Below are 24,218 nucleotides of genomic sequence, written 5' to 3' on the forward strand. Positions count from 1 at the left end.
AAGCGGTTTTTACCCTACCCACTTTCTCGCATTTCTAAACATTCTTAACCACGCGCCATCCTCACCCCACTCTTCTGGTGACCAGCTATTTTGTACGGTTCTAAAGCAACGTTCTGGATGCGGCATCATAATTGTAAAACGGCCATCATCTGTTGTTAGCCCGGTAATGCCTTGCACTGACCCATTTGGGTTAAAGGGGAACTGCTCTGTCACGTCACCATCATGATCAATGTAACGCAACGCCACATGGCCTTGCTCATCAGCCTTAGTATATTCTACCCGACCTTCACCATGCGCCACGGCTACAGGCATTTGTGAACCTTCCATACCCGATAATAAAACAGAAGGTGATGGTTGAATTTCTACCATCGCTACTCGCGCTTCAAATTGCTCAGACTCATTTCTAACAAAATGTGGCCATGCTTGCGCACCGGGAATCAATTCACGCAAATTCGACAACATTTGACAGCCATTACACACACCTAAGCCAAACGTATCGCTACGGTTAAAGAAGTCACTGAAGGTTTGACGTGCATGCTCGTTAAATAAAATAGATTTAGCCCAGCCTTCCCCAGCACCTAAAACATCACCATAAGAAAACCCACCACACGCTGCCAACCCTACAAACTCTGCAAGGTCACGTTGACCCAAAATCAATTCACTCATGTGAACATCAACAGATTCAAAACCAGCTTTATCAAAGGCAGCCGCCATTTCAACATGACCATTCACGCCTTGTTCTCGTAGTATAGCCACTTTTGGTCGAGCCTTAGTTGCTGTTAACTCGGCAACGATGTTTTCTCTTGGATCAAAACTTAATTCACTAAATAAGCCCTTATCCGCATTATTGGCAATTCGCTCAAACTCTTGTTGAGCACAGCTTGGGTTATCCCTTAATGCCTGAAGTTTATAGGATGTTTCTGACCATGCCTGTTGCAACTTCGCCCGCGACTCTTCAAAAACGGTCTCCCCGTTTTGCGTAACAATGATACGTTGAAATGTATACGCCGTACCAATAACACTGACGCAATCTGCCAATCCTTGTTTATTAAAGGCGTCTATTACTGAAGCTTCATCTGTTTTGGATACTTGAATAACAGCGCCAAGCTCTTCATTAAACAGGCTGCTAAGTAGATCGCCTTCAATATCAATAATAGCCCCACAGCGACCAGCAAATGTCATTTCACATAAGGTTGCCCATACACCACCATCCGAACGATCATGGTAGGCCATCAGCTGACCCTTTTCATTAAGTTGCTGAACCGTATTGAAGAAGGCTTTAAATGCTTTAGCATCATCTAAATCGGGCACCGATTCACCCATCATCTGCTGGGTTTGCGCTAACACCGAGCCACCCATACGGTTTTTACCTGCACCCAAATCAATCAAAATTAAACTGTTATCAATATCTGTTTTTAACTCAGGGGTCAGTGTTTTACGTACATCGTTTACTGGTGAAAAAGCCGTAATAATTAACGATAGTGGTGAGCTGACGACTTTTTCTGCCGCATCTTCTTTCCATGCCATTTTCATCGACATTGAATCTTTACCCACTGGAATGGCTAAACCCAAGGCTGGGCACAGTTCCATACCAACGCTTTTTACCGTATCAAATAATGCTGCATCTTCACCTGCTTCACCACAAGCAGCCATCCAATTGGCTGACAAACAAACTTCATCTAAACCACGAATATTTGAGGCTGCAAGGTTAGTTAAGGCTTCACCAATGGCCATGCGCCCCGATGCAGGCCCATCGATAACGGCCAACGGAGTTCGTTCGCCTAACGCCATAGCTTCGCCCGTGTAATGATTAAATCCACTCGTTGTGACCGCCACATCAGCCACTGGAATTTGCCACGGCCCGACCATTTGATCACGCGCAACCAGCCCCGTTACTGAACGGTCTCCAATATGAATAAGGAATGATTTATCAGCAACCGCCGGAAAGCGTAAAACTTGATATGCCGCCGTTTTTAGGTCAATTGTGCTTGCATCATAAGCCGGCACATTACATTGAATATGCTCAACCGAGCGTTCCATTTTGGGCGGTTTGCCAAATAATAATGACATCGGCAAATCAATTGCTCGGTTATTAAACAAGCGATCATTAAGAACTAATTGCTCTTCTTGAGTTGCTTCACCAATGTGCGCGTACAAACAACGTTCTCGTGCACATAATGCTTTAAATTCTTCTAACCGATCTGCCTTTAGCGCAATAACATAACGTTCTTGTGATTCATTACACCAAATTTGCATCGGCGATAAACTGCTATCTGCACATAAGATATCACGCAATTCAAAGCGACCACCCAAATCACAATCATGAATGATTTCTGGTACCGCGTTAGATAAACCGCCCGCACCTACATCATGAATAGAAATAATGGGGGTTTTTTCGCCCATCGCATTACACGCTTCTATCACCTCTTGGCAACGGCGCTGCATTTCTGGGTTTTCTCGTTGCACGGATGCAAAGTCTAAGGCCTCAGAACCTTCGCTGGAGGTTTGTGATGACGCCGCACCGCCTCCCAAACCAATCAACATCGATGGACCACCCAATACTATAATCGGTGAGCCCGGTTCTATTTTTTGCTTTAAAGCATGCATCGGACGGACTGAACCAACACCACCTGCAAGCATAATTGGTTTGTGATAACCACGCGCTTTTAGGCTGTTTTCATTTGGCACATTTTGTTCAAAGGTACGGAAATAACCGGTTAAATTTGGACGTCCAAATTCATTATTAAACGCCGCCCCGCCGAGTGGGCCTTCCAACATAATATCAAGCGCTGAAGCAATCCTCTCTGGCTTGCCAATGCTTTGCTCCCATGGTTGTGAAAACTCAGGAATATTTAGGTGTGATACGGTAAAACCCGTTAGACCCGCTTTAGTGCGTGAGCCTCGCCCAGTCGCCCCTTCGTCACGAATTTCACCGCCAGAACCTGTTGCCGCACCAGGGTAAGGCGAAATGGCTGTTGGGTGATTATGCGTTTCTACTTTCATGAGATACGGCACATGCTCTTCAACAAACTGATATGAACGACTTTCAGGGTCACGAATCATCACATCTGCGTCACTACCCTCTGCTACTGCAGCATTATCGCTGTATTTAGAAATAATGCCTTTTGGGCTGTGCTTGGCCGTATTTTTTATCATACCGAACAAGGTTTCTTCTTGTTCATCACCATCTATCGTCCAATCTGCATTGAAAATTTTATGTCGACAGTGCTCCGAGTTTGCCTGAGCAAACATCATCAATTCAATGTCATTAGGGTTTCGACCTAGGGCCGTGAAATTGTCAACCAAATAATCAATTTCATCGCTTGATAAAGCCAACCCCATTGTTTTGTTAGCCGCTACTAAGGCCTGCTTACCTTCTGACAAGATATCAACCGATGCCAAGGTGCCGGGTTCTGCATGAGCAAACATATCATCTGCCCGCTCCCCTTGTTTTAAAACCCGCTCTGTCATCCTGTCATGAAGTTGCTCAGCGACTTGAGCGAGTTGCTGCTCGTTAAGGTCACCTTGCACATAATACGCAACACCTCGCTCAAGTCTCTTGACTTGATCCAATCCACAATGTTGTGCAATATCGGTGGCCTTACTAGACCATGGTGATAACGTATTCGCGCGTGGCACAACTAATAAACGTTCACCCACGTGTTCAACCCCGTCACTCTTGGGTCCGTATGTTAAAACACGCGTTAACGTTTCTAGCTCACTATTCGATAGTGTCTGTTCAATATCAACAAAATGAATAAATTCCGCACTAATATCAGTGATGTGTGGAACAGATTGTCTGATTTTTGTTAAGAGTCGTTGTTTACGAAAAGCAGATAGTGCTGTGCTGCCAATAAGTTCAAGCATGTAGAGTCTCGTTACTTTTAATGTTTGTTGTTAGGTTGCGCCAAGCCATACCCATCTCTTGATCAATCACTTCTAACCAAGCTCGGTCGCATTGTATCGCCTTGCTCACGCTATCTAAAACGAGATCATGGCTATTGTTCTTTTCACTGACGTGAGCCAGTACTAAATGTTGTAATGTCGCTGTATTCAGGTGCTGTAATAATTCAATCGCTTGTTGATTATCCAAATGCCCCCAATCACCCATCACCCGTTGTTTTAGCGACTCTGGGTAGACACCATTCAACAGCATCTCTCGGTCATAATTACATTCAAGTATCAAGGCGTCGCAGTCATTCAACACATCAACCATATGCTGGGTTATCGACCCCGTATCGGTCATAACACCGAGTTTCAAATGATTCGATTTAAAAACAAATTGTGTCGGCTCGCGTGCATCGTGCGGCACTAAAATAGGTTCGACTGAAATATCCCCTAATTCAAAGGGTTTATGACTATTAAAGCACTGTACTGAGTCAAAATTTTTCATCATCGCCGCGGTGCCATAACTGGCCCAAACAGGGATATTGTAACGACGAGCGTATCGAGCAACACCACCCACGTGATCGCCGTGTTCATGCGTTACAAGAATAGCGCTAACATCACTACCAGCAACGCCTAAGCGTTGCATCCTTTTATCAGTTTCCTTGATAGAAAACCCGTTATCAATCATCAACAAGGTCTCGTCAAACTGGACGAGCGTTGAATTCCCTCGGCTGCCGCTGCCTAGGGAGGCAAACCTCACGGTGCTAACTGGGCTAATAAATCAGTCAATAGTGTTTGAGAGGTAGCGTTATCAATACGATTTTTTTCTTCATCTAAAACACGCACTGTGATGCCATTTTCGGCTCGTTGTAACTCAACCACATACACATCAGTCTCTGCTTTCTTCCAAAAAGAAAGACTAGACAACATACTGCTCGAACCACTATTTTTTGCAATATTCAAATAGACCAAACTCGTTTGGCGATTCTTGTCTTCTATGTCGTAGTTTTTCTCTTCTAACGCAGAGATCGTTTTACGCCAAGCATTTCGTAAACTATCGCGCACAAGTAAATGACTATCCACCCCATCTTGTATTAATTCAGCGCTGGGTTGACTCTCGTTTAGCGGCGTTGTTTGAACAACATTGCTATACGCTGAGGGACTAACATTATTATTGTTTACACCACCATCATATTCATCCTTAATCACGCTGCCCGATAAGTCAGGCGGCACTTCAAGCGAAGGCAGTTCGTGCGCTCGCTTATACGCTTCTCGTTGATCAACAAACACTTCATCGACTGAAGGCATCATGCCGCATGCACTTAAAACAGCCATTAACATTGCTATTAAAATCAATTTAACCATTACGTTTATCTTCATTATTTTAATTTTTAATACGTTTATTGAGCAGCCAGCATCGCTTTTTTAACAACCTCTTCACATTCTGGACTTAACCAAGTCATCGGCAAACGGATACCTTTTTTGATAAGGCCCATTTCACTCACAGCCCACTTCACTGGGATCGGGCTCGACTGAACAAATAAATCACGATGTAAGGGTTGAAGCGTGGCATCTATTGCTTTTGCAGCCTCGGCATCACCGGCTAATGCTTTCATACACATTTGGTGGTTTTTTGCTGGTGCGACATTACCTGTAACTGTAATAGAACCCTTTGCGCCCATTAAAATTAACTCACATGAGGTCGCATCGTCGCCAGAATAAACTGCAAAATTTTCATCACTTAAATCAATTAATGCTTGCCCAATGGCCATGTCACCCGTAGCGTCCTTAACCCCTATTATATTGGGGATATTTTTTAATTTAGCCACCGTTTCAGGCAACATATCACAGGCAGTTCTGCCCGGTACATTATATAAAATTTGTGGAATATCTACTGCTTCTGCAATCGCTTTAAAATGCAACACCAAGCCCTCTTGTGTTGGCTTATTATAATAAGGCGTTACTAATAAACAGGCGTCCGCCCCTGCCTGCGCGGCGCAACGTGTCAAGTCGATCGCTTCGGTTGTTGAATTTGCACCGGTGCCAGCAATAACAGGAATACGACCGGCTGCAATACGGACAACCTGACGAATAAAGTGACAATGCTCTTTTTCATTCAAGGTCGCTGATTCACCGGTTGTACCCATCGCCACAAGGGCATCGCTACCCTGTTCGATGTGAAATTCAACCAATTTATTTAAACTCTCTTCGTCAAGCGACCCATCTGCATGCATGGGGGTGACGAGTGCAACAATACTGCCTTGAAACATAGTTGAATCCAATTTAAACGGAAATTTAACGACTATCTTAAAGACCTTTCTTTAAGATAGTCTCGATCAGCAGGATATTATACATACATCAATGCTACAACTAAAAAACAGTCTGCTAAAATACTTCCAATTTCAATAAATTTTTATAAGGTTATTAATCATGGACACCGTAACACTTAATCAAACCGTTCCTGAATTTTCTTGCACCACAACAGCTGACGAATCATTAACGTTGAGCAGCTTGGCAGGTAAAAACATCGTCATTTATTTTTACCCTAAAGACAACACACCTGGCTGCACACAAGAAGGGCAAGATTTTCGTGATCACTACGAAGAGTTTCAAGCGGCCAACACCGAAATTTTTGGTGTTTCACGCGATTCCGTTCGCGTTCATACCGGCTTTAAAACAAAACACAATTTTCCATTCGAGTTGATCAGCGACCCTGATGAGTCTTTATGCAAATTATTTGACGTAATTAAGCTAAAAAAATTATACGGCAAAGAGCACATGGGTATCGAACGCAGCACGTTCATCATTAATGCCGACGGCGTACTCACCCACGAGTGGCGTAAAGTTAAAGTCAAAGAACATGTCACCGAGGTCTTAGCCGCTGTGAAGGCTTTAAATACTTAAAACCGAAACAACGGAACGACTTTTTCTACTCCAGCCATGTCATTCACAAACCGCGTTGCTTGCTGCGCGGTTGATTGACTTAACTGGTCACCTAATAGGTATACATAGCCATCGGACACCACCACTTTAATTGTTTCTGCTTTATCAATAATCGATGCATGCAAAAGCTTATTAACAATGCTGGCGCGAAGTAGATCATCGTCACTTCGAGCCACTTCGCTAATTGGCGTGGACACCCTCACCTCATTATAGAAACGATTCACCGTACTACACTCTTCTGCCATTTTTAAATTAAAACGACGACGATCGTTCGCGGCCATTTTAGATGCTTTCTCGCCACATACTTGGGCATTCGAAGGTTCCACATGGTTAACATCGCCTTGTGTCCATTGTAAATGTGCCTCGGACAACACCACGCTCAACACCTTATTTTTTATTTCTTCTGTCGCTGCTTGACCGGCAATTAATACCGAATTTCGATTACGTGACACAACAATATGCGCTCCTTCACGCAAAGTTTTATTACGTAATAATGCCGAATCTACTTTAAATTCAAACGCAGCATCCTTTAATTGACCCTCTATTCCTGTCGCATTATCTTCAAAAAGACGGTCAGAAATATCTGATAATTCAAATGCATGCACCGTTGTGGCAGCAAATAATAATGTGCAAAAAGTAAGTTGGAGCAATTTCATGAGGATCCTTTTTAAAATTAAATTATTTGATTGGGCTATCAAGCACATTATAACGAGTGGGCCACGCCACTAAAACTGCTTGAACTAATGTAGCCAACGGAATTGCAAAGAAAACGCCCCAAAAGCCCCATATTCCACCAAAAAATAAAATGGCCACAATAATGGCAACAGGGTGAAGGTTAACAACCTCGGAGAATAACAGCGGCACAAGAACATAGCCGTCTAGCGCTTGAATAATTAGAAAAATACTTGTCAGGTAAATAAATTCATTTCCCCATTTCCATTGAACATACGCAACTAGCACCACAGGGATCGTCACGACGGTAGCACCGACATACGGCACCAATACAGATAACCCGACTAAAAAGCTTAGAAGCATTGCATAGTGCAAGCCCACTAAATTAAACGCGATAAAACAGACCGCCCAAACAATTAAAATTTCCCAAACCTTGCCTCTAACATAATTAGCAATTTGCTCATTCACTGTTGACCAAACTTCTATTGTTAAACGTCGATTGGTGGGCAAAAAGCTGGCAAACCATTGTGAAATTTCTGCCTTGTCCATTAAGAAAAAGAACACCATCATCGGCACTAAAAGCAGATAAACAATTAACGCCACAACATTTAAGACCGAGGCGGCTGAAAACGACAATAAATTTTGCCCGTATTTAACCGCTTCTGTACTGACTTGATCAAAAATTAATTTAACCTGAGCTTCGGTAATAAAGTTTGGGTACTTTTCAGGCAAGGCCGTAAATAAGTGAACCCCCTGATTTAACATATTGGGTAACTGTTGAGCCAATTGAACTGTTTGTATGGATAACAAAGGAATCAGCCCAAATATCATATAAGACAACAGCGCCATAAATAAGCTAAACGAACTGATAACCGCTAGCTTTCTGGACAAGCCCAAAAATTGGAATTTAGCAACAACCCCTTCCAGTAGGTAAGCTATCACTATACTGGCCAACACTGGTGATAACAATTCACCCACCCAGAGAATGGCTAACAACCCAAATAATAAAGTTCCTAACAAAGCCAAAGCTTCGGGATTTGTCAGCACTCGATTAAACCACTGTTTTATATTTTCCATATCGCATCAAAAATTTAGTTACACCCAACAACCCCAGACATCCTACTGATCATCCCACACAATTGATCAACATAAACCAAATGGATTTATTCGTTGACTACCGACTGATGCCGACCCCTTATATCATAACCTGTTTTTAGCCATCTCATCGCCAGCAGCACATAAATGCTAGAAGATACCGCCGTTACGATTATTTACGCAGTTTTCTTTCTGTTTTATTCTCCTTATACCCAATAGCGCTTTTATTGCTGTCCTTGCAAATTGCATAAGGCTTTACAAGCAAACAAAATATGGTGACACTTGCTGCATTATTATCACCTTATTTGGCCCATGTCCTCATCTTCTAAGAAAGTTATCTACGCGGCGCTCATTGGCAACAGCCTCATCTCCATTACTAAATTTATTGCTGCTTTCTACTCGGGTAGCTCTGCTATGCTCTCTGAAGGTATTCATTCGCTGGTCGACACGGGCAACCAAGTGCTACTGTTACACGGTTTAAAAAAGGCCAAACAACCTGCTGACAAACAATTCCCTTTCGGTTACGGCAAAGAAATATATTTTTGGAGCTTTGTCGTCGCCATCCTTATTTTTGCGGTTGGCGCGGGTGTTTCTATATATGAAGGTATTCACCATATTATTGCCCCCACACCAATGGGCGACCCAACGCTAAGCTTTTGGGTCTTAGGCCTAGCCTTCGTTTTTGAAGGTGTCGCATGGTTTTTTGCCTTAAATGAATTCACTCGCAGCAAGGGCAAATGGGGATACCTTGAAGCCGTACAGCGTGGCAAAGACCCGTCTATGTTTGTTGTATTATTTGAAGACTCTGCTGCCATGCTCGGCCTGTTGATTGCCTTTCTAGGCATAGCTGCCTCTTATTACACTGGCAACCCATTATTCGATGGTATCGCCTCTGTCATTATTGGCTTAATTCTAGCAGGAACTGCCATTTGGCTTGCTTACGAAACTAAAAGTTTATTGATCGGTGAAAGTGCTAATCCAGAGTTAGTCAGTGATATTCGACGTATTGTTAGTCATTATGACACTGTTGAGTCGATTCATGAATTACTCACCATGCATATGGGGCCAGACTTCATTATAGCGACGCTAAACGTCAACTTTAAAGACGACCTATCAACTGGCCAACTAGAACAAACCATTGCCAACATGGATTTGCAGATCAAACAAAAATATCCGCCTGTTAAACGCGTGTTTATTGAAGCACACACCATCAGCTCATCAGTAACCAAAACCCCGCAGCGTTAAGTTTATCGCTGCTTCCTAAAATTAATTTGCAACAGCAACCCCCCGACAATAAGCGCCGCTCCTAGCCCTAAAGTCATGGTAAACGGCTCACCAAGCCATATGGTTGACGATAATATCCCCATTAATGGCACCATTAGCAAGCCTAGCGAAACAGTCATCGCCGGTAAAATTTGCGTTGCCCTTATGGATGCCCATTGAGCCAGCGCCGTCGCCAGCATGCCGTTATATAACAAAATAAGCACCAACTCAGCACTCCAAACAACAGCTTGTGTATTAGAAAACCAAGCGTAGGGCACCACGATCAGTAAAGCCACCATAATTTGCCAGGGCGTTAACTCCAGCACACTGCCTTTCCATTTATGTTGTCTAATATGCAAAATAGATATTGCCCAAACCATCGCCGCCACTAACAATAATATATTGCCCTTAACCACCGAGGCATCATTCCAATCAAAACCTAATGGGTTAAACAGAATTAATAGACCGCAAATTCCAACAGCTGCCCCGACCAACTTTATTCGCGAGACCGGTTCTTTTAAAACAAAATAGGCGCCAGGCGTCACCCACAATGGCGTGGTATAAGCCAGTAACGCGGCCCTTCCAGCATTCACCTCAGTTAAGCCCATATTTATTAAGGTTACAAAGACAGCAAACTGCATCACCCCGACACCTAAAACAATAGGAACATCCTGCCGATGCGGCCGTTTTAAACGTCCCAAGAATAAAAGTAAAACCGAAATAGTAACCAGCGCTATACCCAATCGTGCAGCCGCGAACCAAAGGGGATCTATCGACCTTAAACCAATTTTTATAATCGGCCAATTTACCCCCCAAATAATCACTATTAAGATCAATAAAACCCATGCAGAAGATAATAATTTATTCACATTCTTGGCCCATTTAGAAAAATACAATATAGCATTACATAATGCTCCTCTATAATGTGAATCACCAATCAATATTGAGGGCGACATGACCAGATTATCTATCACGTACCCAGAACACACCTTATTCAGTTGTACGTTACCTGTTCGCATCGGCGATATTAATTACGGCCAGCATCTAGCACACGACAAGCTCATTTCAATGCTGCATGAAGCTCGCGCCCAATTTTTTATCCACGTTGGCATGCAAGAGTCAAACATTGCTGGCTTGGGCATCATCATGGCCGATTTATCTATCTGCTACCAAGCTGAAGCTTTTCACCCTGACCAGCTAAACATCAACATTGCCATAGAAGACCCAAGCCGTTGCGGCTTCAATATGCTCTATCAAGTCAGTAAGAATAACGGGGAAACCATTATTGCCACTGCGAAGACAGGCTTACTGTTTATGGATTACCATAAGAAAAAAATAAGCGCCATGCCTAAGGAGTTTAAACAGCTCATCGACCCGGACTTATAAAAACACATACCCGTTATACAGGCATTCTTTAGCACGTCCAAAACGCTTAGAAATGGCAAAAATAACGCAAAACAACCCTATTGCTAATATACGTTACAATACAATTGTTCATCAAGAACCTAATCATTGACTACTGACTACATTAAAAACTAATTTGTTAACTCAACATAAACCAACCACTTACACATTACATGAACTCGGTTTATCTGCCGATAAACTTGACCGCCACGCTGTTTCAATTACTGACCGCTTGGTTAAAGCAGGCTTTGAAGCTTATTTAGTTGGCGGTTGTGTTCGCGACTTATTATTAGGACTACACCCTAAAGACTTCGATGTTTCCACCAATGCCGAACCTGAAGAAGTCCAAGCGCTATTCAAAAACTGCCGATTAATTGGCCGCCGTTTTCGGCTCGCACATATTCATTTTGGTCGCCATATTATTGAAGTAGCGACTTTTCGCGGGCCTCACGTTAAACACGATAAAAATGACAGCCATGCTCATCGAGATGGCCGCCTATTGCGTGATAATGTTTATGGAACCTTAGAAGAAGATGCTTGGCGCCGTGATTTTACCGTTAACGCGCTGTATTTAGACCCTAAGAAAAAGACCGTTATTGATTACGTTGGCGGCATTAAAGACCATCAAAATAGAGTCTTACGGCTAATGGGCGACCCTGTCACCCGCTTTAAAGAAGACCCGGTAAGGCTCCTTCGCGCTGTTCGGTTTCAAGCAAAGTTAAACTTTCAAATAGAAAACGACACCGCCGCACCTATGCTCGAAATGGCACCGTTGCTAAAAGATATTCCTTCTGCTCGTTTGTATGATGAAACACTCAAACTTTTCCTCAATACAGACGCAAATCAAATTTTCGACGCACTCCGTCAATATGGTCTATTTGAAGCGCTTTTCCCGCAGACCGACTTATGTCTTAAAAAAGCTACTTCTGATAAACCACTTGGGCTTCTTAAACAAGCCATGAGCAACACAGAAACCCGCTTAAAGAATCAGCAACACGTCACCCCTTATTTTTTATTGGCCACCTTGCTCTGGGAACCTGTCCGCCGGCTTATTGAACAAAACAGGTCATCATTCAGTAATGATACGCAGGCCATTCATGCAGCAGCCAATGAAGTCATTGCACACCAGGTTAGCCGACTAGCTATCCCAAAGCGGATGACCACACCCATGCGTGAGGTTTGGGCTTTGCAACCACGCTTTCATAAGCAAATTGGCGTGCGATGTTTGCGCTTTTTAGAACATCCGCGCTTTCGTGCGGCTTATGATTTTATGCTATTAAGGGCGCAGTACGGAGAGGTGGATGAAAAAATTGCCGATTGGTGGACTCATATCCAAACACTAGACCCTACTGAACAAAAGCTAATGACACGGCCCAATCAGTTCAAACATAAAAGAAAATCACGCAAGAAGCCCCCTAAACCAAACAACACTGAGCTTTAACGTGCAACACTCTGTTTCCGCCTATATTGGATTGGGTAGCAATTTATCAAACCCTACGCAGCAAGTACTAACGGCTATTGAGCGCATTAAGCAACTAAAAAACTGCTCGCTTGAGTTGGTCTCCAGCTTGTACCAAACGCCCCCGATGGGGCCTCAAGATCAGCCTGACTACACTAATGCTGTGGCTAAAATCAGTACCTCGCTTACGCCCTATGAGCTATTAAATTCATTACAAGCCATCGAAAATCAACACGGTAGAACACGGGACTCGGGGCGTTGGGGCGCAAGAACATTAGATTTAGATATATTGCTTTATGATGCACTGGTTTCTCAAGACCCAGAACTGACACTCCCTCACCCTGGGATCGCTTCTAGAGCTTTTGTTTTATACCCATTAATTGAACTAAACAAAGATCTCAACATCCCTACCTTAGGCCCTGTTCAAACCTTAATAGACAAGTTGAATGACAGCGCACCCACACGTCTCGATTCAGCCAAAATTTAACCGATGATGGCTTGAAACATATCGTCGTATCGTGCAAAGTTCTCTCCTCTCTCATAGAAAGCATTAAACCTTGGATAATCACACTTTAGAAACCGCTCACCCACCCAAGTTCATTGCTGTTGAAGGCCCTATTGGCGTCGGCAAAAGCAGCTTAGCGAAAAAACTTGCAGCAAGTTTTTCGTGCGACCTCGCGCTGGAAAAAGCCGATGAAAACCCCTTTTTAGAACATTTCTATACGCACACCAACCAATCCGCATTACCCGTTCAACTGCATTTTTTAACGGAACGAGCAAAACAATGGAACGAATTAAGCCAAAATGAGCTTTTCTCAACAGGTGTTGTGGCTGATTTTATGCTCGAAAAAGATCGTTTATTTGCGAAGCTCACCCTAACGGATGAAGAGTACAAATTATATGATCAAATGTATCAATCACTTGCCATACAAACAACAAAAGCCGACTTGGTCGTCTACTTACAAGCCCCCGTTAATACTTTACAATCTAGAATAAGAAAACGCGGCATTAAGCACGAAAAGAATATCAGCGGAGAGTACCTACAAAAACTCTCCAATGCTTACACTGAATTTTTCCATCATTATGATTCAGGGCCCTTACTTATCGTCAACGCAAGCGACATCAACCCTGTTGATAACGATGAGGACTACGAGCAACTGCTAAAACACATCTGCTCTACACGCGCAGGTCGCCACTATTTAAACCCCTTACCCATTTTATAACCCCTTTTTGAGATCGACATGAGCCAACATTCAAGCCATAAAAAAATCACCAATACCGACTTACTCACCATGAAAAAACGTGGCGAAAAAATTGTCAGCCTTACCGCTTATGATGCCAGTTTTGCGCATATTCTTGATAAAACGGGCGTTGAAATGGTACTGGTTGGAGACTCACTCGGCATGGTTGTCCAGGGCCAGTCAAGCACCGTTCCTGTTACAGTAGAAGAAATGGCTTATCACTCAAAAATTGTTTCACGCGGCTTAGAACGCGCTCTGTTGGTCACTGACCTACCGTTTATGAGTTACCCCGATCCTCATACAGCGGTTGATAATGCAGCTATTTTAATGCAGCAAGGCTACGCCAATATGGTTAAGCTTGAAGGTGGCCAAAAAATTCTCGACAGTGTTCAACATATTGTCGATCAGGGCATTCCCGTCTGCGGACACCTTGGGTTATTACCACAGTCGGTCAACCAATTAGGCGGGTATCGCGTCCAAGGTAAGGATGACACACAGGCAAACATAATGATTGAAGACGCTAAGTGTCTTGAACAAGCCGGTGCCAGTGCAATTGTTGTTGAGTGCATTCCTTCATCCTTAGCTAAAAGAATTACCGCCTCTGTTAGTATCCCTATTATCGGTATTGGCGCAGGTGTTGAGTGCGACGGGCAAGTCTTGGTCAGCTATGATATGTTGGATATTACTGCTGGTAAACGCCCCAACTTTAGTAAAGATTTTATGCTTGAGGCAGGTAATGTTTCAGCCGCCGTTAACGCCTATGTTGAAGCTGTAAAAAATAAAACATTCCCTGCAGAAGAACACTCGTTTTAACTATGCTTGTTGTAGCAACCATTAAAGAATTACAAAACGCCCTCTATAAACACCGGCAAGCAAATAAAAAAATTGCTGTCGTACCCACCATGGGGAACTTACACGAAGGGCACCTTGCGTTGGTTAAAACTGCTCAACAACACGCTGATATCGTTGTGGTAACCTTATTCGTTAACCCTACACAATTTGGTGCCAACGAAGACTTAGATAGCTACCCGCGTACCTTTCAAGATGACTGCGACAAGCTTGATGCGCTCAATACAAGCATTCTTTTTGCACCCAACATTGATGAAATGTACCCGTTAGGTGGCGATCAAACAACCCACGTACACGTTCCCAATATGACCCAAGTTTTATGTGGCGCTTCACGACCCGGGCATTTTGATGGGGTGACCACCATTGTGTCCAAATTGTTTAACATTACCCGTGCTGACATTGCTATATTTGGTGAGAAAGATTATCAGCAATTGGCCGTTATTCGTCGTATGGTGAATGACTTAAATATCCCCATCAAGATTATCGGAAAACCAATCGTTAGAGAACCTGATGGATTAGCCATGAGTTCTCGTAATGGTTACTTATCTGAAAAAGAGCGACGAATAGCCCCTCGTCTTCATCAACTTTTACAGACCATTAAACAAGAAATTATTGAAGGAAACCATGATTTAAAAAGCCTAGAAAGTCATGCCATAACAGACTTAATCGAAGCTGGTTTTAAACCCGACTACCTACAAATTTATCAGCGCAACGAACTTAGGCCCGCCACTGAAAACGATAAAGAAATTATTATTCTTGCAGCAGCTTTTCTGGGTTCAACAAGGCTAATCGACAACATATACGTTAACCGTTCATAAGCATTATTAACCATGAAATATACGTTACTGACCCTTATACTTCTTCTCAACACCAGCCTTTGCTTTGCAGAAAATGCTGACTCTACAGAGCATGACAATGACCATCAGGTGGTCAGCGCAGAAGCATTAGGCCTTAGTTCGCCAAGGGATACTTTTGCAACATTCTTGCACAGCATGAATGATATTAAACGTGGTCAGCCAGAAAAAATTAATAAGGCCATCAGCACACTAGATTTATCAGCTATCAACCCACTGGTTCGAGATGAAAAAGGCCGTGACCTAGCATGGATGTTACTTGAAGCCATTGATAAAACCCGCATCGTAAAGCTTGAGAACATTCCAGATAATAAATCAGGCGCTCCCTACGTCTTTGCTCAATACAAAAATGACACTATCAGTATTGTTAAATCATACAATGATCGTTGGTTGTTTAGCCAAGAAACGCTTTCATCGCTCCCCAACATTATTGACCAACTAGCGTCTAAAAAAACCCTAAAAGTTGAGGATCAAAACGCACAGTTTATTCCTTGGCATATTCAATTTCGTCGGCAATTACCCGACACCCTTAAAACGCGCTCTTTCTTGCTTGAAAATTGGAAATGGTTAGGGGTTTTATTGTCTATCGCGCTCGGCGTTATCGCTGACAAAGTTGCCGCTTTCTCACTGCAATTAATGGTGTTAAATTTCCGCAGAAAAACTAAGACGCCGGCCTTCAAAGAAGCACCTGAAGATATGCTTAGGCCGTTGGCGATGCTCGCCATGGCTGCTATTTGGTGGGCTGGTTTAAACCTCCTTGCACTGCCAGAACAGGCAATGGTTATTTTATTGGTTGCCGTTAAAGTTCTCGCAGGCATTGCGGGTGTTTGGGGTGCTTATAGACTGGTTGATTTCGTCACTCTCTATTTACATTACCAAGCCAGCAAAACTGACAATAAAGTAGATGATGTTCTTGTTCCTCTTATTAGAAAAACTTTAAAAGTTTTCGTCACTGTCATAGGCATTACCTTTATTGCTTCTAATTTAAATTTGAACGTTTCAAGCCTACTGGCCAGTTTAGGCCTTGGCGGTTTAGCATTTGCTCTGGCTGCAAAAGACGTCGTACAAAACTTATTCGGCTCGATCACGGTTATTCTCGATCAAACCTTCCATAATGGCGATTGGATCGTCGTTAACGATATCGAGGGCAGTGTCGAAGAAGTGGGGTTACGAAGCACCAAAATACGCACCTTTTATGATTCCCTTATTACGTTGCCTAATGCTATTTTTATCAATGCAAAGGTCGACAATATGGGGCAGCGCCGCTATCGCCGACTTAGCTGTAACGTAGCTTTAACGTACGATACACCTCCCGATAAAATTGAAGCCTTCTGCGAGGGTGTAAGAGAAATTATTAGACTGCACCCATACATGAGAAAAGATTATTTTCATGTTTACCTCAATTCACTGGGCGCCTCTTCGCTAGATGTTCTTGTTTATGTCTTTTGGGAAACACCTGATTGGAGTACCGAATTACGAGAGCGTCAGCGTTTTCTATTAGATATATTACGTCTGGCAAAAGCACAGCATGTTGACATTGCATTCCCAACACAAACCTTACATTTATTAACGCCAAACGATGTAGCTGACAATAGCAAAGAAAGCACGACAGTCCCTTCTGACTCTTCTATAAATACACTGTCAGAACAATTCAAACGCTCTGCAAAAGACATTGTTTCTCAATCGATAGACCCAGACAATAAACCCCCGCCAGTAAAGTTCTAACGAATATTTAAATTTTATAGCCCTATGATTTATAAAGAATTATTGCATATGCACATTATTGTTGATGAAAAACGACATATGAGGCATAATTCCCCTCCTATTTAGTCAATCTAGCTTATTTTTATGCGTTCTACGATGTTACAAACAAAGTTACATAGAGCTACTGTAACTCACAGCGAACTTCATTATGAAGGATCCTGTGCTATTGATGGAAGCCTACTCGATCTTTCAGGTATTCGTGAGTACCAACAAATTGACATTTATAATGTTAATAATGGCGAACGCTTCACTACATATGCTATTAGAGCAGAAGATAACAGCGGTATTATTTCTGTTAATGGTGCGGCTGCACGTCGCGCAACAGAAGGCGATATTTTAATTATTTGCGCTTATTCAGAATACAGCGAAGCAGAACTGGCTACCTTTAAACCTTGCCTGGTATACCTTGACGATAATAATGGCGTTAAAGAAACAAAAAACGCCATTCCTGTGCAGGCAGCATAGTTCAAACATATTAATCAAAACCCGGTGAGAGTTCACCGGGTTTTTTTATGCCTAATAAACAACTTGTACTTAAGCCTATAAGCGACCAATTTGCTTTTTAATAGGTTCTTTAACGGTTATCGCTCAACTGGAAACGCAAGCTTATTCCACGCCAGCATGCCACCTTTCATATTCTTAACATTATGAAACCCCAGCCCTTTTAAAATGGCGGCTGCAGTCGTACTTCTAGCGCCTGACCGACACACTAGGATAACTTCTTTCTTTTTAAGTGGCTCCAAATCTTCTATTACTTTAGGTAATGAGCGCATTGGAATTAAACGACTACCGGCTATATGCCCAAGCTCACCAGTGAACTCAGAGTCCTCTCTTACATCAATAATTACGCAGTTATCGGTGGTTTCTTCGAGTCGATTTTTTACCGCGGCGGGTTCCATTTGTAATACTTGATTTAACTCTGCAATCATTGGAAATTTAATAAGGTCATCATCGACCTCGCTTTGGTTGATCTGTAAAACTTCTTGAATTTTTTCAGGAAGTGGCAGGTTCAAATTATCCATAATCTCGATATATTCCTCGCGCGTTTTCCCCGCTATTCGCGGATTTGTTGCCTTCTCTAAACCAACCGTTGTTTCTGTATTGCCACGGTAATCATGCGCAGGGAATAACAAGGTTTTATCAGGCAGAGTAAAAATTTTATCCGTAATAGAGTCATATTGATCACCAGCATTTCCACCAGCAAAATCTGACCGCCCTGTGCCTTGGATCAAAATAACATCGCCCGTTAAAACCCTGTCATCATTAACATAGAAACTAACGCTATCTGGAGTATGCCCGGGGGTATGCAGCACTTTAATATGTATATTACCAACCGTTAACTCATCACCATCAATATAGCGCTTATCTACTGTTGGTTGTGGTGATAGCTCATGCATCATCACAAGGCAGTTCGTTAATCGCCTAAGGGCTGTACAGGCTGAACGATGGTCGGCATGCGTATGCGTATCTGCGACAAATTTTAATGTAAGGCGGTGATAGGCTAATATCGCAAGGTAGCGATCTATATAGCTATCAACCGGGTCAATGATAGCGGCCTGCCCAGCATCTAAGTCCGCTATTAAATATGTCTTACAGTTGATATTATTTAATTCTTGAAAAAACATAATACAACCCCTTTTATTCTAATTGTCTATTACCTTATATTAATGACTTATATCAATCCATGATTTATCTCATCAATTAGCGTTAATCCATCCTATCTCTCTCGCTGTTTCTACACCTATCACAGATTGTTTTAACGACTCTGGCATAATTGACTCGTCTTCATTGATTGGAATCTTACCCGCCATTATCTCGGCCTTTGACTGACGATAGCGCAGATTAGGTGATGCAAAACCACTTGGGTAACTCGGCTGCCCCGTTGTTAAACTATATTTATCCGACGCGCCCACTGTATGCAATAACTCATGTGCAATAACCAAATTATTCTGCTCATCATACTCAGCTGAAGCATACGCATTGACCACGCCAATCAAACCTTTTTGCAAACCCAACGAATGTGCTAACGGCTGATTAGCATTGACTGGATGATAACGCACAAAAATATTCACTGTGTTTCTATGACTATCGACAGCCTGTTGGTATGACCAAAACCGTAAGCGTAGACTCCAGAAAATCACATTTAATATATTACCATCTGTTGGTGGAAAGGGTGGTTGCTGCATGATTTCTGGCTTTAGTGTAATAACGATAGGGTCCGCATCAAATTCCCTATATGTCGCCCATTGCACCTTGAAAAACTGATTTAGACTGAGAAAGTCTTGAGCCGTTAAGGCATTAACATATTGACCTGTTAATACGTCCCCGCCAGCATTAATAGGGTAAATAGATACCTCTAATGGTTTAATCCAAGCCATGGTATCAAGACGTTGCAATTTGCTATAAAAAGCGACAAAAACAAGGATCAGTAATAACAATATAATCCTGAGTAATTTCATATTACTATGCAAAGTATTTAAAAAACTGACTAAATTTGCGGTATTCATTAAAGATCATATAATTACAGTTATCTGATTGGCGAGACATTCTCATGTTTATAGCTTTTATTCTTCTCTTATTAGTAGCATCAGCACTTTTTTACTATAAAAATAAAAAAAAACTTCGCGCATCCAACTCCCCCATAAAACTTCAGCAACAACGAATTCAAACTATGATTAATTCTAAACGATACTGGGGTTTTTATATTGATTGTGCTACTGAAATAAACTGTTGTGAGGCCGCCCTAAAGCTTCTTAAAAAACCACTTCCTATTAATTGCGTTCCCGAATTACCACTAGACAATTGCTCAAAAAATAGGTGCCCTTGCAAACATGTTGGTTTAATCCAAAAGAGGAAGCTTCTTTATCAACGACGCAAAAAAACTGACCGAAGAAACATGATCAGGTTTGAAGAAATATCAGATCGACGATCAAATATAGACCGTCGATCTAATAACTGGGGTTGGGTACAACGTAGACGATAAGCTTATTTTAAAGCAGCCTAAATGTGTTAATTACCCAGTTAAGTTTTTTAAGCTTTGAAAAACACCAATTTAACTTCTCTTCCTGCTTATAACAATAGAACCCTTTAACATCTGATTATACTTCTTCACAAATTAAAAATGACAACGTCATTAGTACACCAAACAACATTTGTAAATTTCTGGTCGTTTGAGTTAACGTTCTTTTCATTCAAAATATACTTTATGTATCATCAAGCATATTTTGACCTCAGGAATCTTTAAATTAATAACCACTTTCCAGCATTGAAACGTCTTAAGGAATCATCAAAGCTATATTAATAGCTTTGATTTTATGATTATCTTTTTACTTCTATAATTTAAATACCCGTATCAACGCTAAAAGACAATATGATTCTATCATCAGCACCTAAATACTAGATAACAGAAATGTCATCACATCTACACCTGATTTATATTTTAAAAACAAAAGGCTCTCATTTATCTCAACTAGGGAAAAGTGGCACTGTTTACAAAAAAAACTAGTTTATAATGCATAAAAGTGTACTCTACGAGTTAAAAATCATGACTTTTAAAACAGCAGACCTATGTGATGACTATTCAGATAACCTGCAGATTGCGACCCCCATGTTTCAGTCTTTTGGTGGTCATAAAACCTTTAATGGCACTATTCAAACGGTAAAAGTCTTCGAAGACAATGTATTCGTTCGTGAAATGCTATCCCAAAAAGTAAACGGCGATGTTTTAGTCGTAGATGGTGGAGGTTCTTTACGTTGCGCTCTGCTTGGCGACATGCTTGCTGAAATGGGGCACCAAAATGGCTGGAGTGGTGTCATTATCTATGGGTGCATTCGAGATTCCGTTGATATAAATAAAATGCCTATTGGAGTACGTGCATTACAAACCAACCCTCTAAAAAGTATTAAAAAGGGCTGGGGAGATAAAAACATTCCTCTCACCTTTGCTGGCGTCACTTTTAACCCTGGCCACTACCTTTATGCAGACGAGGATGGCATTATTCTTTCAAAAAAGGCTCTACTTTAATTTATGGGACATCGGCTTTCTAAAATTTACACCCGAACTGGTGATGCTGGCACCACTGGCTTAGGAGATGGTACTCGGGTAGACAAAGACTCACTACGTGTTGAGGCATATGGCACTGTTGACGAATTGAACAGTCAAATTAGCCTAGTGATTGCCTTCGGCATAGAAAAAAAGATAGCCGATCAACTGCTGGACATACAACACGATCTTTTTGACCTAGGCAGTGAATTATGCGTACCAGGCTATAGCGCTATCAACGACAGCCACACGGATTTGCTCGAAAAAGTTCTAGACGAACACAATGCAACACTACCCGCATTAAAAGAGTTTATTTTACCCGGTGGTAATCTCGCAGCAGCAAGCTGCCATATTGCAAGAACCGTATGCAGGCGATCTGAGCGAATTGTTGTGCGCCTAATGCGAGAAGAAAAAATCAATCCACCCGTTATAAAATACCTCAACAGACTATCCGATTTATTATTCGTTTTATCCCGAGTATTGGTCCGCCAAGATGGCCAATCAGAAACCCTCTGGGATAAAAATCGCCAACCGACAGAAGGTCACAAATAAATGCAAATATTTTTAGCTAACCCTCGTGGTTTCTGCGCCGGTGTTGATCGAGCCATTGAAATCGTCGAACGCGCACTTGAATTACTCGGTTCACCTATATACGTTCGACACGAAGTCGTACATAACCGTTTTGTGGTAGAAAACCTCAAGAAAAGAGGTGCTATTTTTGTTGATGAGCTCAACGAAGTCCCTAATCACTCTACTGTTATCTTTAGCGCTCACGGCGTCTCTAAAGCAGTAGAAGACGAAGCAAAGCGCCGTCAATTAAATGTTTTTGATGCGACCTGCCCTTTGGTAACTAAAGTCCATATGGAAGTTGTTAGTAATGCAAAAAAAGGCCGTTGCGTTATCCTCATTGGACACAAAGGCCATCCAGAAGTAGAAGGCACAATGGGGCGCTATGAACAACAAAACCCAGATGTTCGAATTATGCTCGTAGAATCCCCTGAGGATGTAGAGTCATTAGAAATACCAGCAGATGCAGGGCTTTCTTATGTAACACAGACAACCCTTTCAATGGATGATACCAGTTCAATTATTGATGCTTTACGTGATAAATTCCCACATATTACTGGTCCTAAAAAAAGCGATATTTGTTATGCCACACAAAACCGCCAAGATGCCGTCAAAGAACTCTCCGAAAAATCAGATTTAGTATTAGTCGTTGGCTCACCGAATAGTTCAAACTCAAACAGGCTTCGCGAAATTGCTGAAAAACTTGGCAAACCTGCTTACCTGATTGATGGCTCAGAGGATATTGATAAGCGTTGGCTAGAAGGCGTACACAGTATCGGCGTAACAGCGGGAGCCTCCGCACCTGAAGAACTCGTTCAACGAGTCATCGATCAACTTAAATGCTGGGGTGGTGAAACAGCTCTTGAAACCCCTGGTATTCAAGAAAAGGTAACGTTTTCCTTACCTAAAGCTCTACAAAAATAATGTTCTTTTTAGAGCATAAAAAAACGGGCTTAGAGCCCGTTTTTTTATGCCTAGCGCTATTAAACTACATGCGTTCCCAAAGAGTCGCAATACCTTGCCCACCACCAATACACAAAGTAGCCAATGCGTATTTGCCTTGAACACGCTCTAATTCATGCAGTGCTTTTACAACAATAATATTTGCAGATGCCCCAATTGGGTGACCTAATGAAATCCCACTTCCGTTAACATTCACCTTATCCATTGGAAGGTCAAGTTCTCGACAAACGCTTAACGCCTGGGCAGCAAACGCTTCATTCACCTCAAACACATCAATATCGCCAATCGTCAAACCTGTTGCCGATAAAATTTTCTCAACAGCAGGTACAGGACCAATCCCCATAATTTCTGGTTCAACACCAGCATGGGAGTAAGCCACTAATTTTGCCATCGGTTTTAAACCACGCGCTTCTGCTGCCTCTTTAGCCATCAATACCATTGCAGACGACGCATCGTTAATGCCCGATGCATTACCCGCTGTGATGCTACCGTCTTTCTTAAAGGCTGGGCGCATACCAGATAACTTCTCAACGCTGATATCAGGACGAACATGCTCGTCTTTATCAAAGACCGTCACACCCTTACGCGTTTTAATTTCTACTGGAACAATTTGACTATCAAAACGACCTTCTGCTTGTGCACGCGCTGCATTTTGATGACTCATTACGGCTAATGCGTCTTGGTCTTCTCGAGAAATATTGTATTTATCTGCTAAGTTTTCAGCCGTCATCCCCATATGACCTGTTCCAAATGGATCAGTTAATGCGGAGATCATTAAATCAATCATTTGACCAGCACCCATTTTTTGCCCCCAACGAGCGCCAGGTAAGGCGTACAAGGAGTTACTCATTGATTCAACACCGGCACCAATGGCAACGTCATAATCACCTAGCATAATCCCTTGCGCAGCATCCACAATAGCTTGCATACCACTGCCACAGAGCCTGTTGACCGCAACACAAGATGTTTCACAAGGAATACCCGCTTCAATTTGTGCAATACGAGCAGTATAAGGCGCCCTCTCTTCTTCAGGAACAACCGTACCCATCACCACCATACCAACCTCTGCAGGTTCAATACCTGATCTGGCAACACTTTCCTTGAGCGTAATGGCCGCTAAGGTGCTCGGCTCTACGGTTTTTAAACTTCCACCAAAATCACCAATCGCAGTTCTGACAGCGCTTAGTACGACAACCTCTCTTACTTCACTCATG

General features: G+C 42.3%; 23 protein-coding genes. 13 read left to right on the forward strand and 10 right to left on the reverse strand.

Going from position 1 to position 24,218, the window contains the following annotated elements:
• Positions 1–9: 9 nt before the first annotated feature.
• From purL to dapA, 4 genes are read right to left on the reverse strand one after another with little or no spacing between them, the layout of a single operon-like run.
• A complete protein-coding gene (gene purL / locus CYCME_RS10735) occupies positions 10–3,867 on the reverse strand; it encodes a phosphoribosylformylglycinamidine synthase (RefSeq protein WP_020933024.1) in 3,858 nt (1,285 codons plus the stop codon).
• Positions 3,860–4,648 carry an MBL fold metallo-hydrolase gene (locus tag CYCME_RS10740; RefSeq protein ID WP_081651250.1) on the reverse strand — a complete coding sequence of 263 codons (789 nt, stop codon included), beginning with the start codon at positions 4,646–4,648 and terminating at the stop codon, positions 3,860–3,862. Before CYCME_RS10740 ends, purL begins: the two co-directional genes overlap by 8 nt.
• A complete protein-coding gene (bamC, locus tag CYCME_RS10745; protein WP_020933026.1) occupies positions 4,645–5,253 on the reverse strand; it encodes an outer membrane protein assembly factor BamC in 609 nt (202 codons plus the stop codon). The genes CYCME_RS10740 and bamC overlap by 4 nt, the downstream gene beginning before the upstream one ends.
• A 35-nt stretch (positions 5,254–5,288) precedes the next feature.
• Positions 5,289–6,158 carry a 4-hydroxy-tetrahydrodipicolinate synthase gene (dapA, locus tag CYCME_RS10750; RefSeq protein WP_015005249.1) on the reverse strand — a complete coding sequence of 290 codons (870 nt, stop codon included), beginning with the start codon at positions 6,156–6,158 and terminating at the stop codon, positions 5,289–5,291.
• 160 nt (positions 6,159–6,318) lie between these two features.
• On the opposite strand from dapA, the gene CYCME_RS10755 reads away from it, so the two are divergent.
• Positions 6,319–6,792, forward strand: coding sequence for a peroxiredoxin (locus tag CYCME_RS10755; protein ID WP_015005248.1), 474 nt, complete (start codon positions 6,319–6,321; stop codon positions 6,790–6,792).
• On the opposite strand, the gene CYCME_RS10760 is transcribed toward CYCME_RS10755, so the two are convergent.
• Both CYCME_RS10760 and CYCME_RS10765 read right to left on the reverse strand, forming a co-directional pair.
• On the reverse strand, positions 6,789–7,487 hold the full coding sequence (locus CYCME_RS10760) for a BON domain-containing protein (RefSeq protein ID WP_015005247.1): 699 nt from the start codon (positions 7,485–7,487) through the stop codon (positions 6,789–6,791). The genes CYCME_RS10755 and CYCME_RS10760 overlap by 4 nt on opposite strands.
• Positions 7,488–7,509: 22 nt before the next feature.
• On the reverse strand, positions 7,510–8,580 hold the full coding sequence (locus CYCME_RS10765) for an AI-2E family transporter (protein WP_015005246.1): 1,071 nt from the start codon (positions 8,578–8,580) through the stop codon (positions 7,510–7,512).
• Positions 8,581–8,910: 330 nt separating this feature from the next.
• On the opposite strand from CYCME_RS10765, the gene CYCME_RS10770 reads away from it, so the two are divergent.
• Positions 8,911–9,843, forward strand: a complete 933-nt coding sequence (locus CYCME_RS10770) for a cation diffusion facilitator family transporter (protein WP_020161810.1) — start codon at positions 8,911–8,913, stop codon at positions 9,841–9,843.
• A gap of 2 nt (positions 9,844–9,845) precedes the next feature.
• Here CYCME_RS10770 and CYCME_RS10775 read toward each other — a convergent pair whose 3' ends face one another.
• Positions 9,846–10,730, reverse strand: coding sequence for a DMT family transporter (locus CYCME_RS10775; protein ID WP_015005244.1), 885 nt, complete (start codon positions 10,728–10,730; stop codon positions 9,846–9,848).
• Between the two features lie 85 nt (positions 10,731–10,815).
• On the opposite strand from CYCME_RS10775, the gene CYCME_RS10780 reads away from it, so the two are divergent.
• From CYCME_RS10780 to panD, 8 genes are all read left to right on the forward strand, one after another.
• A complete protein-coding gene (locus tag CYCME_RS10780) occupies positions 10,816–11,247 on the forward strand; it encodes an acyl-CoA thioesterase (protein WP_020933030.1) in 432 nt (143 codons plus the stop codon).
• Positions 11,248–11,401: 154 nt separating this feature from the next.
• The gene (gene pcnB, locus CYCME_RS10785; protein ID WP_015005242.1) at positions 11,402–12,706 is read left to right on the forward strand and encodes a polynucleotide adenylyltransferase PcnB; all 1,305 of its coding nucleotides are present in this window, start codon (positions 11,402–11,404) and stop codon (positions 12,704–12,706) included.
• Position 12,707: 1 nt separating this feature from the next.
• Positions 12,708–13,211 carry a 2-amino-4-hydroxy-6-hydroxymethyldihydropteridine diphosphokinase gene (gene folK, locus CYCME_RS10790; protein ID WP_020933031.1) on the forward strand — a complete coding sequence of 168 codons (504 nt, stop codon included), beginning with the start codon at positions 12,708–12,710 and terminating at the stop codon, positions 13,209–13,211.
• A 70-nt stretch (positions 13,212–13,281) separates the two neighbouring features.
• Positions 13,282–13,947 carry a deoxynucleoside kinase gene (locus tag CYCME_RS10795; protein WP_015005240.1) on the forward strand — a complete coding sequence of 222 codons (666 nt, stop codon included), beginning with the start codon at positions 13,282–13,284 and terminating at the stop codon, positions 13,945–13,947.
• An 18-nt stretch (positions 13,948–13,965) separates the two neighbouring features.
• Positions 13,966–14,778: a 3-methyl-2-oxobutanoate hydroxymethyltransferase gene (gene panB / locus CYCME_RS10800; RefSeq protein ID WP_041932966.1), complete on the forward strand. Its 813-nt coding sequence runs from the start codon at positions 13,966–13,968 to the stop codon at positions 14,776–14,778.
• Between the two features lie 2 nt (positions 14,779–14,780).
• A complete protein-coding gene (gene panC, locus CYCME_RS10805) occupies positions 14,781–15,632 on the forward strand; it encodes a pantoate--beta-alanine ligase (protein ID WP_020933033.1) in 852 nt (283 codons plus the stop codon).
• 12 nt (positions 15,633–15,644) lie between these two features.
• The gene (locus CYCME_RS10810) at positions 15,645–17,393 is read left to right on the forward strand and encodes a mechanosensitive ion channel family protein (RefSeq protein WP_020933034.1); all 1,749 of its coding nucleotides are present in this window, start codon (positions 15,645–15,647) and stop codon (positions 17,391–17,393) included.
• A gap of 123 nt (positions 17,394–17,516) precedes the next feature.
• A complete protein-coding gene (gene panD, locus CYCME_RS10815) occupies positions 17,517–17,897 on the forward strand; it encodes an aspartate 1-decarboxylase (RefSeq protein WP_015005236.1) in 381 nt (126 codons plus the stop codon).
• Positions 17,898–18,013: 116 nt separating this feature from the next.
• On the opposite strand, the gene CYCME_RS10820 is transcribed toward panD, so the two are convergent.
• Complete coding sequence (locus tag CYCME_RS10820; protein WP_016389896.1) at positions 18,014–19,057, reverse strand: MBL fold metallo-hydrolase; 1,044 nt, start codon at positions 19,055–19,057, stop codon at positions 18,014–18,016.
• A 72-nt stretch (positions 19,058–19,129) separates the two neighbouring features.
• Complete coding sequence (locus tag CYCME_RS10825) at positions 19,130–19,891, reverse strand: hypothetical protein (protein ID WP_020933035.1); 762 nt, start codon at positions 19,889–19,891, stop codon at positions 19,130–19,132.
• A 1,085-nt stretch (positions 19,892–20,976) separates the two neighbouring features.
• Between CYCME_RS10825 and rraA the strand changes: the two genes are divergently transcribed.
• The 3 genes from rraA to ispH are packed head-to-tail and all read left to right on the forward strand — an operon-like array spanning position 20,977 to position 22,965.
• The gene (gene rraA, locus CYCME_RS10835) at positions 20,977–21,456 is read left to right on the forward strand and encodes a ribonuclease E activity regulator RraA (protein ID WP_020933037.1); all 480 of its coding nucleotides are present in this window, start codon (positions 20,977–20,979) and stop codon (positions 21,454–21,456) included.
• Positions 21,457–21,459: 3 nt separating this feature from the next.
• Entirely contained in the window at positions 21,460–22,026 is a 567-nt protein-coding gene (locus CYCME_RS10840; RefSeq protein WP_020933038.1) for a cob(I)yrinic acid a,c-diamide adenosyltransferase, read from the forward strand.
• Positions 22,027–22,965 carry a 4-hydroxy-3-methylbut-2-enyl diphosphate reductase gene (gene ispH, locus CYCME_RS10845; protein WP_020933039.1) on the forward strand — a complete coding sequence of 313 codons (939 nt, stop codon included), beginning with the start codon at positions 22,027–22,029 and terminating at the stop codon, positions 22,963–22,965.
• Between the two features lie 64 nt (positions 22,966–23,029).
• Here the strand turns inward: ispH and bktB are convergent, their stop codons facing one another.
• A complete protein-coding gene (gene bktB, locus CYCME_RS10850) occupies positions 23,030–24,217 on the reverse strand; it encodes a beta-ketothiolase BktB (protein ID WP_020933040.1) in 1,188 nt (395 codons plus the stop codon).
• Position 24,218: the final 1 nt, after the last annotated feature.

The organism is Cycloclasticus zancles 78-ME, from assembly GCF_000442595.1.
In the GTDB taxonomy this organism is placed as follows: Bacteria; Pseudomonadota; Gammaproteobacteria; order Methylococcales; family Cycloclasticaceae; genus Cycloclasticus; species Cycloclasticus pugetii.